This is a genomic window from Arenibacter sp. ARW7G5Y1 (assembly GCF_003201775.1).
Classification (GTDB): domain Bacteria; phylum Bacteroidota; class Bacteroidia; order Flavobacteriales; family Flavobacteriaceae; genus Arenibacter.
This window is the reverse complement of sequence record NZ_QJJZ01000015.1, coordinates 1-17,743: the sequence shown is the minus strand read 5'-3', so window position 1 is coordinate 17,743 and position 17,743 is coordinate 1. Positions and strand designations below refer to the sequence as shown.

Genomic DNA, 17,743 nt, shown 5'->3' with positions numbered 1-17,743 from the left:
AAACAACCGGGGTACAGGAAACAGTTATCCAGACAAAAATCGCCCTCAACACTATCCAACCAAACCATTTAGTACATTAAGTTAAATAATAAAAACATAGCACCAAAGCTGCCAACCCCATTTAATTTTAATTTCCTTACTATACAGCTGCCGCTACACTTCTCTTTTTTTGATGGGTGCGTTGGATACTACATCGGACAAAATAATATGTGTCCGTGTTTCCCCGTATTGTATAAGCTTGTCTATAAACTTTTCCAAATGAAATTGATCCTTTAGGACCACCAACATTATAATATTTTCATTACCTGTAATCCGATAACAATTAACCACTTCTTCATAGGTGTTTACAATATCCAAAAAAGGCCTTAACTTTCCCATAAAGGCACGCAGGGTAATAATAGCCTTTAATTGATATCCTGTATGTGAATGGGACACCACAGCTTTGTAACCGGATATGACCCCAATATCTTCCATTTTCTTCACCCTCTCCGCAACTGCAGGTGGTGTTAGACCTACTTTCCTGCCAATATTGGCAAAAGATTCCCTGGCATTTTCCTGAAGCAATTTTAGTATCTTCCAATTAAGGGCATCAATCTTTGTATTCAAAGTAAAATGGTTTAAAAATATTAACTTTCAATAGCTAAAATACAATTTTACTTTGTTATATAAACTCTAATTTGCTAATTTCGACGTAATTTTATATAACAGAAGTTGCTATAGAAAAATGCCTTACAAAAACTTAAGTACGATTCCGATTTATCGCAAATCCTTGGATCTTTTAAAGATGAGCAGGGAAATTGCTTCGTACCTATCTTACAACAAAGATTTGCTTAAGTTATACCAATCCAACAGCCATAGGGACATTATGGTCGATTCCCTCTTGACGGATTCCATCTTAATCCCGCAACAAATTGAAGCTGCCGAACGCTCGGAATGTTATGCGGCCCGAATGAGAAGTGCGACCTTTATCAACGTTATCATAAGAAATATAAGTTCTTATTGCACCGGTTTGGAAAAAGACGGGGTAAAGGAAAAGGAGTACTTAAATCTTTTGAGGAGCGAAATTAAAAGCTTCCGAAGGTTGTACAAAGTGTGGAGACGTTCCATTCGCAGCTAATCCCTGTATTTTCAATTCATTAGAACCTTATATCCACCCGCATTGATATTTGCGACCAACCTTAAAAATTTTAAGGTCAATGCTTGCAATTACATATTCCGCCTATACCGCCCCCCAACAGCAAACAAAGCTTCCGTAATCTGCCCCAAGGAACAGTACTTGGTGACCTCTATTAACTTCTCGAAAATATTACCGTTTCCAACCGCTATTTCCTGTAATTCCCTTAACTGGGTCTCCGCAGTTGCCCCCATCATGACACGTAAATTTTTCAAGGTGCCAATTTGGGCCTGTTTTTCAGACTCTGTAGCACGGATAACTTCCGCTGGCGATATTGTTGGTGACCCTTTGGAACTAAGAAAGGTGTTTACTCCAATAATAGGAAATTCCCCGCTGTGCTTTAGCGTTTCGTAATGTAAACTCTCCTCCTGAATTTTGGATCTTTGATACATTGTTTCCATGGCCCCCAGTACCCCTCCCCTTTCCGTAATACGATCGAACTCCAAAAGCACGGCCTCTTCCACCAAATCCGTTAATTCTTCAATGATAAAGGAACCCTGCATAGGATTTTCGTTCTTCGTTAAACCCAATTCCTTGTTAATGATCAGCTGAATGGCCATGGCCCTGCGTACGGACTCCTCCGTTGGGGTGGTTATTGCCTCATCATAGGCATTGGTATGTAAGGAATTACAATTGTCATAGATAGCATAGAGCGCCTGCAACGTAGTGCGGATATCATTAAAATCTATTTCTTGGGCATGTAGGCTACGTCCAGAAGTTTGGATATGGTACTTTAACATCTGTGCCCGGGGTCCAGCTCCATACTTTAAGCTCATTGCCTTGGACCATATCCTGCGGGCCACCCTTCCTATCACGGCATATTCCGGGTCTATGCCATTTGAAAAGAAGAAGGACAGGTTGGGACCAAATTTATTGATATCCATCCCCCTACTTAAATAATACTCCACATAAGTAAAACCGTTAGACAGTGTAAAGGCCAATTGGGTAATTGGGTTGGCCCCCGCCTCGGCAATATGATACCCTGAAATGGATACAGAATAAAAATTACGGACTGAGTGCCGAATAAAGTATTCCTGAACATCCCCCATTAATTTCAAGGCAAATTCCGTTGAAAAAATACAGGTATTTTGTGCCTGATCCTCCTTTAAAATATCGGCTTGCACCGTGCCTCTTACCGTGTTAAGGGTCTTCCTTTTAATATCGGAATATATATTCTTGGGCAAGACCTGGTCTCCCGTAATACCCAATAGCATTAATCCCAAACCGCTATGTCCCTCAGGTAATTCCCCGCTGTATATAGGCCTAGCAATACCCTTCTCCTCGTATAAAACAGTGATTTTGGAAGCCACCTCCTTTTCGAGCCCGTTTTCCAAAATATACTTCTCACAGTTCTGATCTATGGCGGCATTCAAAAAATAACCCAACAACATGGGCGCAGGACCGTTGATGGTCATACTAACCGAGGTAGTGGGACTGCATAGATCAAATCCGGAATACAGCTTTTTAGCATCGTCCAAACAGCAGATTGAAACCCCTGCGTTGCCAATTTTACCATATATATCAGGTCTAAGATCGGGATCTTGACCATACAGGGTTACCGAATCAAATGCTGTGGACAATCGCTTGGCCGGCAATCCCAAACTAACATAATGAAAACGCCTGTTGGTGCGTTCGGGACCTCCTTCCCCGGCAAACATTCTTGCAGGATCTTCCTCTGTCCGTTTAAAAGGATAGAGTCCGGCCGTATAAGGAAATTCACCTGGTACATTTTCCTGGAGAATCCAACCCAGAATATCGCCCCATGCCTTGTATTTTGGAAGTGCCACCTTTGGAATATTGGTTTGGGCCAGAGATTTCGTATGGGTTTCCACTTTTACCTCTTTCCCCCTCACTTTAAAGATAAAGGCCGGGGCTTTATACTGTTCCACCTTTTTTTCCCAATTTAGGATCAAATCCCAATTCTGGGATTCCAAATCCATTTTAATTACATCAAACTCTTTGAACAAAAGCATCAATAATTGCTTTTTATCCTCCGGAAGGGACAAATCCAAAATTGCTTCTTTATTTAACCCTTCTTTTACGAGAAATGTTTTGAAATCTATCTTATCCACTCTGGAAATGGCCTCTACGGTCTTAAAAATACCAAATAACTTTTGGGCCAACTCGGCTTGATGAAGCACCTTTTTATCATAGCCCCTATTGTTTTCGGCTATTTCGGACAAATAACGTATGCGCGAAGGGGGAATTATATAAACTTTCCCTTCATCATCCTTTCCCAATTGGGTTTGGGAATTCAGGTTTGTTCCGGTTGTCAAAGCCAATTTACCCATTACTGATATATACAAGCGATTCATCCCGGGCTCATTAAATTGTGAGGCTATTGTCCCAAAAATAGGTAACTCGTCATGATCAACCTCCCAAAGTCCATGATTGCGGACATATTGCTTTTTCACATCCCTTAAGGCGTCCAGAGCCCCTCTTTTATCGAACTTATTAATTGCTACGATATCGGCAAAATCCAACATATCTATTTTCTCCAACTGGGTGGCGGCCCCATATTCGGGGGTCATAACATATAAGGAAACGTCGCTGTGTTCAATAATCTCCGTATCCGATTGTCCTATACCCGAAGTCTCCAAAATAATTAAACTGAAGCCTGCCACCTTAAGGATTTGAACCACCTCATCCACGTGTTTGGACAATGCCAAATTAGACTGCCGGGTAGCTAGTGATCTCATATAGACCCTGGAATCATTAATGGCGTTCATGCGAATTCGATCTCCCAGCAAGGCGCCACCGGTTTTCTTTTTGGACGGATCAACAGAAATTATTCCGATGGTTTTATCTGGAAAATCCAACAGAAACCTTCTTACCAGCTCATCCAGTAAGCTTGATTTTCCAGCACCGCCGGTCCCAGTAACACCAAGTACGGGCACAGTAGTTTCAGATACTGCCCAACCTGAAAAATCCTTCGGAAAATCCTCATGCCCATTTTCGGCCCAGGTAATAAGCCTGGCTATGGCATTTACATTCCTTTCCTTTATCAATTGAGCCATTGACCTGCCCTCTGGAATTGCGAAGCAAGGAACGGGAAAATCACTTTGTCTAACCAAATCGTTTATCATTCCCTGTAACCCCATCGTCCTACCATCATCCGGGGAGTATATTCTGGTTATGCCATAATCCATTAATTCTTTAATCTCAGCTGGAAGAATCACCCCACCACCACCGCCAAAAATCTTAATGTGGTCCGCTCCCTTTTCCCGTAAAAGATCTTGCATGTATTTGAAGTACTCCATATGCCCTCCCTGGTATGAAGTTATGGCAATGGCATTTGCATCCTCCTGTATGGCACAATCCACTACTTCGGATACACTCCTGTCATGGCCCAAATGAATTACTTCCACACCTGTGGCCTGAATAATGCGACGCATCATATTAATGGCCGCATCGTGACCATCAAATAGGGCGGCAGCCGTCACTATACGAACTTTATTTTTAGGATTATATGGCGATTTGTGAATCATAGCAACAATATTAATTTCCGGTTATAAAACAACTAAATTCACAATCGCTCCTAAAACCGTTATGGAGGAAATTGAATTAGCTAGGCGCTCACTTTTTAATAACCAAAAAAAGGACCATTATACAGGTGCAATTTAACAAAATGATAAAAAATATAGCCTAAAAATTAGAATTTTATAAAAATAAGGCTCAACAAGAGTACTTCATTCCTAAAATCCTAATTTTGCGACCTAAAACAGTTAAACTTTGAAGACAACTATCCTCATTAATTGTCCCGATCAGTCAGGGATTATCAGTTCGGTAACGGGATTTATCCATAGAAAAGGGGGCAATATTATCTATATTGATCAGCATGTGGACAAGGAAGCCGGTGTGTTTTTTATGAGATTGGAAAGCGATTTTGAAAAAAACATTCCTGCCGTGAAAAATTTGAAAGAAGAATTTGAAAAAGAACTGGCCCTGCCACACCAAATGGAATGGAGTTTGTATTTGGGATCCGTAAAACCTAAAATGGCCCTTTTTGTTTCCAAATACAATCATTGTTTATACGATTTATTAAGCAGGTACAATTCTGGTGAACTGGAAGTTGAGATACCCTTCATCCTAAGCAACCACAGTGATTTGGAATATGTGGCCAAACAATTCGACATTCCCTTTTTTCATGTCCCTGTAACAAAAAGCACCAAAAGCGAGGCCGAAAATAGGCAATTGGCACTTTTGAAAGAATATCAAATAGATTTTATTGTACTGGCAAGGTATATGCAAATTGTAACCAGCAAGGTTATAGATAACTATCCCAATAAGATTATCAACATACACCATTCCTTTCTTCCTGCCTTTGCAGGTGCAAAGCCATATCATGCTGCCTTTGAGAGGGGGGTTAAAATTATTGGTGCCACCAGTCATTACGTAACCGAAGAACTCGATGCCGGGCCTATTATAGAACAGGATGTTACCACTGTGACCCATGCGCATAGCATCAAGGACTTTATAACCAAGGGAAGGGATTTGGAAAAAATTGTACTATCAAGGGCCGTTAAACTTCATATTAGAAGGAAGACAATGGTCTACAACAACAAAACCGTAATTTTCTCCTAACCATAGGCACTAAATCCCTACATCATTAGTTATAGATATAACTCTAAAATTTTAAAATGAAAAAAATCTTATTAGCCGTAATCCTTTTCCAATTTATTGGATGTGCGGAATTACAACAAGTGGTAAATCAATTACCCCAAGGAACTTCCATTGGCAATGACGAAATTGCAAATGGACTAAAGGAAGCCCTTAATATGGGAATCGACAAACAAGTAAGTAAGCTTACCCAGACCGATGGTTTTTTCAGAAATGAACTGGTGAAAATTATGCTCCCAGAGGAATTACAGAAAGTAGATAAAACCCTAAGGGATATAGGCCTTTCCAGCCTAGCTGATGAAGGCTTGAAAATACTGAACAGGGCGGCAGAGGATGCCGTAGGGGAAGCGACACCCATTTTTGTGAATGCGATAAAGGGAATGACCTTTAACGATGCCAAAAACATACTTTTGGGATCGGACAATGCTGCAACCACCTACCTGACCAATGCTACCCAGACAGAACTCTACAATAAATTTAACCCTGTGATTAAAAACTCCTTTGAAAAAGTGGGGGCAGATAAGATCTGGAGCAATCTAATTACCAGGTACAACAACATTCCCCTTACGAACAATGTAAATCCGGACCTTACGGATTATGTTACGCAGGAAGCCCTGAACGGCGTATTTACGATGATTGCAGTTGAAGAAAAAGAAATTAGAAACAAGGTTTCCTCAAGAACTACGGATGTGCTGAAAAAAGTATTTGCCCTACAGGATTAAAAATGAAGAAATTATGGACATTTTACACAATATATCCAATTAGCTAGCGTTGTATTTAAACAAGTACATATTACAACCTTTAATTTACCTATAATAACACAATACAGTTATCCGTTATACATAAAGAATTTGAGTTAGTATTTTTTTGAGTTAGTTAGTTTAAAACCGGTGGGAGCACCGGTTTTTTTTGTTTACGATGTAAGCTGTTTACGGATCAGGAACAATTGTTGTGTTTATGCAAATATTGTTATGGAAAAAATAGCTTAATAAAAGGTATTTTAGCGCACCAAAAAGGGGTGGATCCAGCCTGTTTTTCCCTATTTTCATATACGGCTTATCTATGGCTTATCTACGGCTTATCCCCGGACAAGACATTTGTTACTTTTTACCCCATGTTCCACTGAATTAAACTTTTAATTGGATCCAGTGATAATGTTATACCCAATCGCAGTTATTCTCCTCTAGAAAATACTTAAATTATTTTACCAAAAGATATTTTATGACGGTATCATTAAAAAACCGGGGCTGCTCCACGTTCACTACATGTCCACAGTTTTGTACCACTATTAGTTCTGCACTTTTATGATCCAACACAATTTGCTTAATAGTAGGCAAGAACAAATAGTCCTCTGCTCCCATGACGTAAAGTGTAGGGATTTTTATATCCACCGTTCTAAAGAATTGAAGCAAGGGATTAATCTCCGAGGTCAATTTAAACCAACGAATAAATTCTTTTTGGTACAATTTTTTCGCCTCGCGAACAAAAAGTAAACGCGATTCCTTGTGGTTCTTATTGGGCATAATTACAAAGGCAAAAAATTTGTACAACCATAAATAAGGGACTATGGATTTTAAAATAACCCCAAGTCTCATCAGTATTTGCGACCTCAGGTTCAATTTCATGATGGCCCCTCCCATGATCATGCTCTCCACCCGATGGGGATGTTTCTCCGCTAAGTTTCGAATTAAAATTGTGCCAAGGGAAATTCCAATAAAATGAGATTTTTCAATCTTTTCAAAATTGATAACCTCCAGAATATCCTCGGTTATATTGTCAAATGTATATTTATTCTTGAACGCATCCTTTAGATGTACCTTAGAATTTCCATGTCCCCTTAGATCCAACAGAAGCACATTAAAATGCTTTTTAAATTCCCTAAGCTGTTTATACCATATAGTGGAGCTACCTCCGGCACCATGCACAAAAGTCACCCATTTGGTAGAGGTTTTATGGCTATGTATATTATAACTGATCAATTTTCGTTTTTTATAAATGTAGTGTTAATTCCAATACACTTGATAGGGTTAATTAAATCAATAAACACTTTCCAACATGGCACCCATCTGAAAAATTAGACAAATTACCTGATTATTAGTCAAATGCCCTTTCGGCCAACCCTCCGTAAACCTTGTTTCTAGTTATATTTGTAAGAAAAAAAAATATATGGAAAATCAATATTGCAAAGTTGGCTCTGTCTCCCCAATGAACAACGGTTCAAATGAAATTAGCCTTTTGGAATCCCAATACCAAAACTTTATGGACAAGGCTAGCAGCACAAAGTATTCCGATTCAAAACTTGCCGAATTTTTTGAATTGAAAGCTACAAAAATCCAAAAAATCATTCAAACCCTGGCACATTAGATAATCTGGCGGTCCTTAAGCTCCAGACTCATTTCCTGCTGTAATTCCTTTGCTTTATCGGCAGAAGCCTGTGCAAAATTTTCTTGGTCCGATGCATAAATAATTCCCCTGGATGAATTTACCAAAAGACCTATGTTATCGCTCATTCCATATTTACAAACTTCGGCCAAACTACCTCCTTGTGCCCCTACTCCCGGTACAAGAAGAAAACTGTTTGGAACTATATTTCTTATTTCCGTTAGAAAAGTAGCCTTTGTTGCTCCAACCACGTACATTAAGTTTTCCGAATTTTCATAGGTTTTTGAAATCTCCAGCACCTGTTTGTACAGCTCCTTTCCTTCCACCATTTTTGTTTGAAAATCAAATGCACCCACATTGGAAGTTAATGCCAGTAAAATGGTATGCCTATCCTTAAAAGCTAAAAATGGCTCCACGGAATCCCTTCCCATATAGGGGGCTATGGTTACCGAATGGAACCCCAAATCTTCAAAAAAGGCTTTGGCGTAACGGGTGGAGGTATTACCTATATCGCCACGTTTGGCATCTGCAATAGTGAATATTTCAGGGTAATTGACATTTAAATAGTGAATGGTTTTTTCCAAAGCCTGCCATCCCTTTATCCCATAAGCCTCATAAAATGCGATGTTGGGCTTGTAAGCAACACATAAATGGTGTGTAGCATCAATTATTGCCTTGTTAAAGGCAAATATAGGATCTTCCTCCCCTAATAAGTGCTTTGGCACCTTATCCAAATCTGTGTCCAATCCAATACAAAGAAAGGATTCTTTTTTTCGAATCTGCTCAACTAGAAATTCAGTGGTCATAGAAATTAAAATATCTCAGAGGCTTCCTTTAATTTCTCTGTATTCTCAACCAAACTTAATTCGTCTATAATACGTTGAATATCGCCATTAATAATATTTTGCAAGTCGTAAAGCGTTAATCCGATCCTATGATCCGTTACCCTACCCTGTGGGTAATTATAGGTTCTAATTTTAGCAGAACGATCCCCACTACTTACTTGCGAATTTCTCTTGGCGGCATCTTCCTCCTGTTTCTTTGCCAATTCCATATCATATAAACGCGACCGCAGAACCTTAAATGCTTTTTCCTTGTTTTTATGCTGGGATTTCTGGTCCTGGCACTGTGCCACCAAACCTGTTGGAAGGTGGGTTAAACGTACTGCGGAATAGGTTGTGTTAACGGATTGACCACCTGGACCTGAAGAACAGAAAAAATCTATTCGTACCTCCTTAGGGTCTATCTGCACATCAAAATCCTCTGCCTCCGGTAGCACCATTACCGTAGCGGCACTGGTATGTACCCTTCCTTGGGTTTCGGTCTGTGGAACTCGTTGTACCCTATGAACCCCAGCTTCAAATTTAAGGGTCCCATAAACATCCTCGCCCGTTACCTCGAACTGAATTTCCTTGTATCCGCCACTAGTACCTTCACTTAGGTCTATTACGTTCGTTTTCCACCCTTTGGACTCGCAATATTTGGTGTACATTCTAAAAAGGTCTCCAGCAAAAATACTGGCTTCATCCCCTCCAGTACCCGCTCTTACCTCTACCACCACGTTTTTGGAATCTTCCGGATCTTTAGGAATCAGCATCAATTTAATCTCCTCCTCCAATTTTGGCAATTTTTCCTTGGCCTCCTCCAACTGCATTCTGGCCATATCTACCATTTCAGCATCACTGCCATCGGCTAGAATTTCCTCTGCCTCGGATATATTATTGGTATACTCCAAATAAAGATCCCTCTTGTCCACTAGTTGTTTTAAATCTTTATACTCCTTATTTAGCGCCACATAACGCTTCTGATCGGCGATAATACCAGGCTGGATTATAAGGTCCGAAACCTCATCAAAACGCTGCTTTACTATGTTTAATTTATCTATCATATACAAACTACACTTGGACTGCGAATTTACGATAATTTTGTACATTTAAGCATATCCTATTTAATAGATGAATTCAATATTCAATTTTAGAACCTTTCAATTGAGTTTCCTCTTTGCCAAGCCATACCTTTGGATATCCTTTTTAATTACGGTTTTTATGCTTTTTAGCGGGAGTATATTTTTTAAGATTTCCCACTTAAATACCATGATCCTGATTTCCAAGATAATATTCCATATAGGGGTCTTCATGACGTTTTTTGACATAGGATTGCGAAGACGTTTAACGTTTTATCACAATTTTGGCCTGTCCAAAACAGTCCTTATCTTAATTTCATTTCTCTTGGACAGCTTCATAACCCTATTATTCATCAACATCGTCCGTTTATTTTGACCTTGGAAATAGACAGCGTTGATTTGGAGTTTGATGGCAAAAAAGTCCTGTACGGCATTTATATAAAATCCGAACACGGAAAAGTTACCGGGATCCTCGGAAGAAATGGCAGTGGCAAAACTTCCTTGCTGAGAATTTTATTTGGGGATCTAAAACCTAAATACAAGAACATCCGTTGCAATGGAAAGTGCCTGCCCAGACCTTTGTACAGAACAGGGAGAATAGCTTACTTGCCCCAACATCCACTTTTACCTAAGCATTTAAGCATTCACCGGGCATTTGAGCTATTCAATGTTTCATGGGAGCAGTTCATGAACCTTTTCCAAAGTTTTAAAGAATATAAAAAGAAAAGGATAAAGGATTTATCCAGTGGGGAAATTAGAGTTGTTGAAACTTACTTAGTACTTATGTCCAACAAGGAAATTATACTTCTGGACGAACCCTTTTCATTTATTGCACCAATATATGTGGAGAAATTCACAGCCCTGATCAACCAAGTAAAGAAAAGGAGTATTATTATCCTGACCGATCATTTTTACAATGACATTTTGGCTGTAAGTGATACGGTCTATCTTCTTAAAAATGGTTGTTCCAAAAACATAGAAGACATGGAAGAACTTAAAAGGGAAGGCTATGTTAACCAAGGCTCAATTGAATAGGATACCGCTGCTTTTGTGCATTTTGTTATTACCGTCCACTATAATTGCCTCGGTCCCCTTTAATTGATTTATCAATGACATTCCAGAATCTACCCCAAGTACAAATATAGCCGTAGCCAGGGCATCGGAAAATTCTGCGGTTTTTGAAAACACCGACACACTATTTATCCCTGAAATTGGGTTTCCTGTTCTGGGATCAAGAATATGGGAATATTTCCTGCCATCAAAAGTGATATATTTATCATAACTCTCGGAAGTAGCTACGGAAGATTCCAGAACGGGCAGCCACGAAAATATTTTATCCTTGCTCAAGGGATTTGCAATCCCGATCAACCACTTTTCCCCTGTAGCCTTGGTACCCCATGTGGTTAGATCACCGGAAGCGTTGATGACACCTGCGCGTACCTGCTTCCCTACCAACAGTTCTTTGGCCATATCTGCAGCGTAGCCCTTTGCTATACCTCCGAAACCTATCTTCATGCCTTTCAAGCGTAGGAAGACGGTGTGATCCACCTCGTTCAGGATAATCTTTTTATACCCCACCTTGCTTACCGAATGTATAATTTCGTCCTTTGTAGGCTTGAATTTCATGGAACCATCAAACTTCCAGATATTATCCATTCCCGCAAAGGTAATATCGAAAGCCCCGTTGGTTATTTCAGAAATCTGATTGGCTCTTTCTATTAGCTTATATAACTCAACACTTACCTTTACCGGCTTAATTCCTGCATTTTTATTGATCAATGAAGTTTCTGATTCCTCGTCCCAGGAAGATATCATTTTTTCTATCCTTTTAATTTCCGATACGGCCTCCTCTATATTTATATAGCCTATTTCCTCATTGTCTGCCACGACGGTAATATCAAATTTATCGCCCATTAAGTGCACCGATCGTTGTACGGTAACGTACTTAGGCTCCTGGGCATGGCCCACAAGCAACTTGCAACAAACTAAAAGGAAAAATATAATCCTCACCCTGGAACAACATTAGATATTAAACTTTTTCCCTTATTGCCTAAAGTAAATATATGGCCATCATAGGCCCAAGTTCTACTTATTGTACAATAAAATACACTGACCATTGCGGTATTGCTTGGCACCGGAATTCCAAGCCACCTCCCAATGCGAACAAATAAAACAGGACAAGTTCCGAAAACAGAAAATAAGGGTCCGAAGAACGATTTTAAGTAAAATCCCATACATGCAAGTAGGTTAAAAATCGGATTTGGTTATTCAAAAACACGAAGAATCTGCCCGTTTAACTCTGTTTTGAATATTTTTAGGGGCTTGGCCGGAACACTGTCTACTTGATTCAATGGTGTGCCATCCAATTCAAATCGCGATCCGTGTACATCGCAGTGGAAAATACCGCCATTACTTGTCGTAAAACGAACTTGATCATAGGACTCATGACTACAAACCTGGCTAGCGGCCACAAAGTTACCATCCAGATCTTTAACGACCACTACCAATTTTTTTAAAATAAAGCTACCGTTATTTGCCAATTTTGCTCCCTCGGAAGAATTCAAATCAATGGTGAAGTCTACGCTGTCAGGGACTTCCACAATATCGCCATTGTCATTATCTTTGGAACAACCATGCAAGCAGGGAAAAGTAAGTGCAAATGCCGCACCTGTGCCTAAAGTCCTCAAAAACTGCTTTCTTTCCATATCATAATTTCTTTATAAAAACAACGTAGGAAAAAGGGTATTCGTATACCTTAATACACAAAGGTACCGTACTCACTTTTAATTGTGAGCTTTTTAACAGAATTTGCTTCCACTTTCCCCACAATTTGGGCTGAAACCCCAAAGCTTTCCGAAATTCCAATGAGGTCCTCGGCGATGGAGGGATCAACATACAATTCCAACCTATGCCCACAATTAAAAACCTGATACATCTCCTTCCAATCGGTGCCCGATTGTTCTTGAATTAATTTGAACAATGGTGGAACAGGGAATAGATTATCCTTAATAATATGGAGCTTATCTACAAAATGAAGAATTTTGGTCTGCGCACCTCCGCTACAGTGTACCATTCCATGAATATCCTTAGCGGTGTATTTACCTAGAATTTTTTTTACAATTGGAGCATAGGTCCGGGTCGGGGACAACACTAATTTTCCTGCATCCAAGGGGGAATCCGGGACCTCATCGGTCAACCGCACATTCCCGGAATAAACCAAATCCTCGGGCACGGCCGCATCGTAGCTTTCCGGATATTTTTGCGCCAAGTATTTTGCAAAAACATCATGTCTGGCAGAGGTAAGCCCATTACTCCCCATGCCCCCGTTATATTCCTTTTCGTAGCTCGCCTGCCCAGCAGAGGATAGTCCAATTATTACATCGCCTGCTTCAATATTGGCATTATTTATAACCTTATTTCTTTTTAATCTTGCTGTCACTGTGGAATCAACGATAATGGTACGCACCAAATCCCCTACATCTGCCGTTTCCCCACCAGTAGATCTTATTGTAATTCCGTGTTTTTCCAGATCCTCTATCAACTCTTCCGTCCCGTTGATAATAGCTGAGATGACCTCGCCCGGAATTAAGTTCTTGTTTCTCCCTATGGTAGAGGACAACATAATATTATCCGTAGCCCCCACGCAAATTAGATCATCCACATTCATGATCAAGGCATCTTGGGCAATTCCCTTCCAGACCGAAACATCGCCGGTCTCTTTCCAATACATATAGGCCAAGGAGGATTTGGTTCCGGCACCATCGGCGTGCATCACCAAACAGTACTCATCATCATTGGTAAGGTAATCAGGGACAATTTTGCAAAAAGCCATGGGAAACAATCCCTTATCAATGTTTTTTATGGCTTTGTGCACGTCTTCCTTGGAAGCAGAAACCCCTCTTTGATCGTATCTTTTGCTGTTGGATGAGCTCATGAATAAAAGTTTGCGACAAAAATAGGAGAATCCATAAAAAAAAGCCCACTAATTGTGGGCTTTTAATTCAATAATTTCCAAATGTCCAATTATTTAATAAACAAAAGTTCCCTGTACTTGGTCAGAGGCCACTGTTGATCGCCTACCAATTGCTCCAATTTATCACAATGGTAACGTATTTCATCAAAATAGGGCCGTACACTATCACAATAAGCAATGGCCTTTTTGTTTATATCGGTCATATTGTTGGCTAACTTTCTTTCGTCTACCATAGCATCGGTCTTCATTTTTATAGCCTGAATATGCTCGGAGATCCTTTCTACAATATCCAACTGGCTTTCAGACATTTTTTTGTAAGCGGCTCCATAAATTTCCTTTAAGCCCACCACGTTTTTTATCAATTTATTCTGGTATTCCACGGCGGCAGGTATAATATAGCCATAAGCCAACTCATTAAAGACCCGCCCCTCTATTTGAATATGTAGGATATATTCTTCCAATTCCACCTCTTGCCGAACCCTTACCTCGGTTTCGCTCATAACGTTCATAGACTTGAACAATGCCAAACTTTCTTCGGAGGTAAGCACCTGTAGCGCCTTGGGTGTGTTCTTGTTATTGCTCAAGCCACGTAATTTGGCCTCATTTTCCCAAGCTTCACTATAGCCATCTCCCTCGAACCTAATTCTTTTGGAGGTTTTGATGTATTCACGAAGGACATTAAAAATAGCTTCATCCTTTTTAAGCCCTTTCTTATCGACCAATTGATCTACCTCCTTTTTGAAGGCCATAAGTTGCTTGGCCACAATGGTATTTAGTACCGTCATTGGTTTGGCACAATTCGTCTTGGAACCTACGCCTCTCATTTCAAACTTATTGCCAGTAAATGCAAAAGGCGAGGTGCGGTTGCGATCCGTATTATCCAATAAAATTTCAGGAATCTTACCTACCACATTCAATTTTAGTTCCGTCTTTTCCTCTGGTGACAATTTCCCTTTGGTAACCCCTTCCAATTCATTTAAAACCTCATTCAATTGTTCCCCTATAAAGATGGACAAGATAGCCGGAGGCGCTTCATTGGCACCCAACCTATGGTCATTTCCGGCAGAAGCAATGGACGAACGCAATAATTCCTCATAATTATCCACTGCCTTTATGGTATTCACGAAAAAAGTTAAAAACTGTAGGTTTTTCATGGGGGTGGATCCCGGGCTGAGTAAATTTACCCCAGTATCCGTGCACAACGACCAATTATTATGTTTCCCTGATCCGTTTATATCCTTGAACGGCTTTTCATGGAAAAGCACTTTAAAATGGTGTTTGTCCGCAATCTTTTCCATGACATCCATCAGCAACAGATTGTGATCTACGGCCAGGTTTGTTTCTTCGAAGATAGGGGCCAACTCAAATTGATTAGGGGCAACTTCATTGTGCCTGGTCTTTACCGGAATCCCCAATTTGGTGCACTCCATTTCCAAATCTTTCATGAAGTTCAACACCCGATTTGGAATAACCCCAAAATAATGATCATCCAATTGTTGGCCTTTGGCCGCGGATTGTCCTATTAATGTACGGCCCGCCAAACTTATATCGGGCCGTGAATAGGCCAAAGACTTGTCTATTAAGAAATACTCCTGCTCCCAGCCCAAAGTGGCATATACCTTGCTTACATTTTTATCAAAGAATTTTGCCACTGAGGTCGCGGCCTCGTCCATGGCGTTCAATGCCCTTAATAGCGGGGCTTTATTATCCAAAGCCTCGCCTGTATAGGCCACGAACACCGTAGGTATACAAAGAGTGGTGCCGTACAGGAATGCCGGTGAGGTGGGATCCCAAGCAGTGTAGCCCCTTGCCTCAAAAGTATTCCTTATTCCTCCATTGGGAAAACTGGACGCATCCGACTCTTGTTGAACCAACTGGCTGCCACCAAACTTTTCCATTACCCTTCCCTCCGGCGAAAAATCAAAAAAAGCATCGTGCTTCTCTGCTGTGGTTCCTGTAAGTGGTTGAAACCAATGGGTGTAATGTGTTGCCCCCATGGAAATTGCCCAGGTCTTCATCCCTTCCGCCACCTGGTCCGCAACTTTTCTGTCTATTTTAGCTCCGGACACCACAGCTGCCTTCACCCTGTCATAGGCATCCTTGGTCAGGTATTGTAGCATACGCTCCTCATTAAACACATTTATCCCAAAATATTCCGAACGTCTACCGGTTTCCTCCACATCCATTTCAATCCTGGTATGACTGCTTGCTATGGCCTTAAATCTTTGATTTGACATAAATTGATTTTTTGACAAAAATAACAATTCATTAAAATAATTCACATAAAATACATATTTAATAATTTACCCCTAAAAAAATAGGGGTCTCAAGAAAAATATAAACATTATTGTCATTTAACCCACTAAAAAATGGCATATATGATGGAAATTATTATTTTTGTCTGCGTTAATAATAAAAATCAACAATACATATTATGAGCAAGTCTAAATTAGAATACATTTGGTTGGATGGGTACGAGCCCACTCAAAACATGAGGAGCAAAACCAAGGTTGAGGAAGATTTCAGTGGCAAACTGGAAGATTGCCCAATCTGGTCTTTTGATGGAAGTTCAACCCGCCAGGCCGAAGGAGGATCTTCAGACTGTGTGCTAAAGCCCGTAGCAATTTATCCTGATCCACATCGTATTAATGGCTACTTGGTTATGACCGAGGTCATGAATGCGGACGGTACCCCACACGTATCCAACGCTAGGGCCACTATTGAGGACGAAGACAATGATTTCTGGTTTGGATTTGAGCAAGAATATTTTATAATGGACACCAAAACAGAACTTCCTTTAGGATTCCCTAGAGGCGGATACCCTAAACCACAGGGTATGTACTACTGTTCCGTTGGTGGTCTAAATACCCATGGGCGTGATTTGGTTGAGGAACATGCAGACGCATGTATAGCAGCCGGTCTAAACTTTGAAGGCATCAATCAAGAAGTTGCATGCGGACAATGGGAATTTCAATTATTTGCCAAAGGTGCCAAAAAAGCAGGTGACGAAATTTGGATTGCAAGATATCTACTTGACAGATTAACCGAGAAACACGGTTACTATATTGAATACCATCCTAAACCTCTTGGAGATACCGATTGGAACGGATCAGGTATGCATGCAAATTTCTCCAACACTACCTTGAGAACTTGTGGTTCCAGGGAAGTTTACGAAAAAATATGTGAAGCCTTCCGTCCGGTTGTCAAAGAACACATTGCCGTTTACGGTGAGTTCAACGATCAGCGTTTGACTGGAAAACACGAAACAGCTTCTATCCACGACTTTAGCTATGGTATTTCCGATAGGGGCGCCTCTATCAGAATTCCGATCATTACAGTTCAAAAAGGCTGGAAAGGTTGGCTGGAAGACAGAAGACCGGCATCCAACGGTGATCCGTACAAAATAGCAGGTAGAATCGTTAAAACGGTTAAATCCGCCAAAATATAAAGAGTATAAAAATAATTGTTGATTATTTTTACCGACCGTTCCTTTTGAAAAAGAGGGGCGGTTTTTTTATGTGTTCTATTTTGTGTCATCCCTGGGCTACACTGCGCATTTTCCAACCCATAATCACAGTAACCATGGGGTTCAACCAGGATCAGGAACAATTGTTGTGTTTATGAAAAAAGGGATTAATTTGATCAGTCGTGTTTTTTTGAGCAACAGTTTTAATTAATAGGAGCAATTTAG

General features: G+C 40.3%; 14 protein-coding genes. 5 read left to right on the top strand and 9 right to left on the bottom strand.

Features of this window, described 5'->3' with window-relative positions:
• Positions 1-153 precede the first annotated feature (153 nt).
• Complete coding sequence (locus C7972_RS18555; RefSeq protein ID WP_110357669.1) at positions 154-606, bottom strand: Lrp/AsnC family transcriptional regulator; 453 nt, start codon at positions 604-606, stop codon at positions 154-156.
• 178 nt (positions 607-784) lie between these two features.
• Between C7972_RS18555 and C7972_RS18550 the strand changes: the two genes are divergently transcribed.
• Positions 785-1,117, top strand: a complete 333-nt coding sequence (locus C7972_RS18550; protein WP_258364893.1) for a hypothetical protein — start codon at positions 785-787, stop codon at positions 1,115-1,117.
• An 89-nt stretch (positions 1,118-1,206) separates the two neighbouring features.
• Here the strand turns inward: C7972_RS18550 and C7972_RS18545 are convergent, their stop codons facing one another.
• Positions 1,207-4,662: a methylmalonyl-CoA mutase family protein gene (locus tag C7972_RS18545; protein WP_110357667.1), complete on the bottom strand. Its 3,456-nt coding sequence runs from the start codon at positions 4,660-4,662 to the stop codon at positions 1,207-1,209.
• A gap of 244 nt (positions 4,663-4,906) precedes the next feature.
• On the opposite strand from C7972_RS18545, the gene purU reads away from it, so the two are divergent.
• Positions 4,907-5,758: a formyltetrahydrofolate deformylase gene (purU, locus tag C7972_RS18540; RefSeq protein ID WP_110357666.1), complete on the top strand. Its 852-nt coding sequence runs from the start codon at positions 4,907-4,909 to the stop codon at positions 5,756-5,758.
• 56 nt (positions 5,759-5,814) lie between these two features.
• Complete coding sequence (locus tag C7972_RS18535) at positions 5,815-6,516, top strand: DUF4197 domain-containing protein (protein WP_110357665.1); 702 nt, start codon at positions 5,815-5,817, stop codon at positions 6,514-6,516.
• Between the two features lie 477 nt (positions 6,517-6,993).
• Here the strand turns inward: C7972_RS18535 and C7972_RS18530 are convergent, their stop codons facing one another.
• From C7972_RS18530 to prfA, 3 genes are all read right to left on the bottom strand, one after another.
• Positions 6,994-7,773: an alpha/beta fold hydrolase gene (locus tag C7972_RS18530; protein ID WP_110357664.1), complete on the bottom strand. Its 780-nt coding sequence runs from the start codon at positions 7,771-7,773 to the stop codon at positions 6,994-6,996.
• Between the two features lie 381 nt (positions 7,774-8,154).
• A complete protein-coding gene (gene pyrF / locus C7972_RS18520; protein ID WP_110357662.1) occupies positions 8,155-8,982 on the bottom strand; it encodes an orotidine-5'-phosphate decarboxylase in 828 nt (275 codons plus the stop codon).
• A gap of 5 nt (positions 8,983-8,987) precedes the next feature.
• A complete protein-coding gene (gene prfA / locus C7972_RS18515) occupies positions 8,988-10,064 on the bottom strand; it encodes a peptide chain release factor 1 (RefSeq protein WP_110357661.1) in 1,077 nt (358 codons plus the stop codon).
• A 387-nt stretch (positions 10,065-10,451) separates the two neighbouring features.
• Between prfA and C7972_RS18510 the strand changes: the two genes are divergently transcribed.
• On the top strand, positions 10,452-11,114 hold the full coding sequence (locus C7972_RS18510) for an ATP-binding cassette domain-containing protein (protein WP_110357660.1): 663 nt from the start codon (positions 10,452-10,454) through the stop codon (positions 11,112-11,114).
• Here the strand turns inward: C7972_RS18510 and C7972_RS18505 are convergent.
• From C7972_RS18505 to C7972_RS18485, 4 genes are all read right to left on the bottom strand, one after another.
• The gene (locus tag C7972_RS18505; protein ID WP_110357780.1) at positions 11,103-11,993 is read right to left on the bottom strand and encodes an FAD:protein FMN transferase; all 891 of its coding nucleotides are present in this window, start codon (positions 11,991-11,993) and stop codon (positions 11,103-11,105) included. The genes C7972_RS18510 and C7972_RS18505 overlap by 12 nt on opposite strands.
• A 350-nt stretch (positions 11,994-12,343) precedes the next feature.
• Positions 12,344-12,784 (bottom strand): ubiquinol-cytochrome c reductase iron-sulfur subunit, encoded by a 441-nt coding sequence (locus C7972_RS18495; protein ID WP_110357658.1) that lies wholly within the window; start codon positions 12,782-12,784, stop codon positions 12,344-12,346.
• 50 nt (positions 12,785-12,834) lie between these two features.
• Entirely contained in the window at positions 12,835-14,013 is a 1,179-nt protein-coding gene (locus C7972_RS18490; RefSeq protein WP_110357657.1) for an AIR synthase related protein, read from the bottom strand.
• An 89-nt stretch (positions 14,014-14,102) separates the two neighbouring features.
• A complete protein-coding gene (locus C7972_RS18485) occupies positions 14,103-16,289 on the bottom strand; it encodes a glutamine synthetase III (RefSeq protein WP_110357779.1) in 2,187 nt (728 codons plus the stop codon).
• 197 nt (positions 16,290-16,486) lie between these two features.
• Here C7972_RS18485 and C7972_RS18480 point away from each other — a divergent pair, with 197 nt between their 5' ends.
• Positions 16,487-17,500, top strand: a complete 1,014-nt coding sequence (locus C7972_RS18480) for a glutamine synthetase beta-grasp domain-containing protein (protein WP_110357656.1) — start codon at positions 16,487-16,489, stop codon at positions 17,498-17,500.
• The last annotated feature ends 243 nt before the right edge of the window (positions 17,501-17,743 follow it).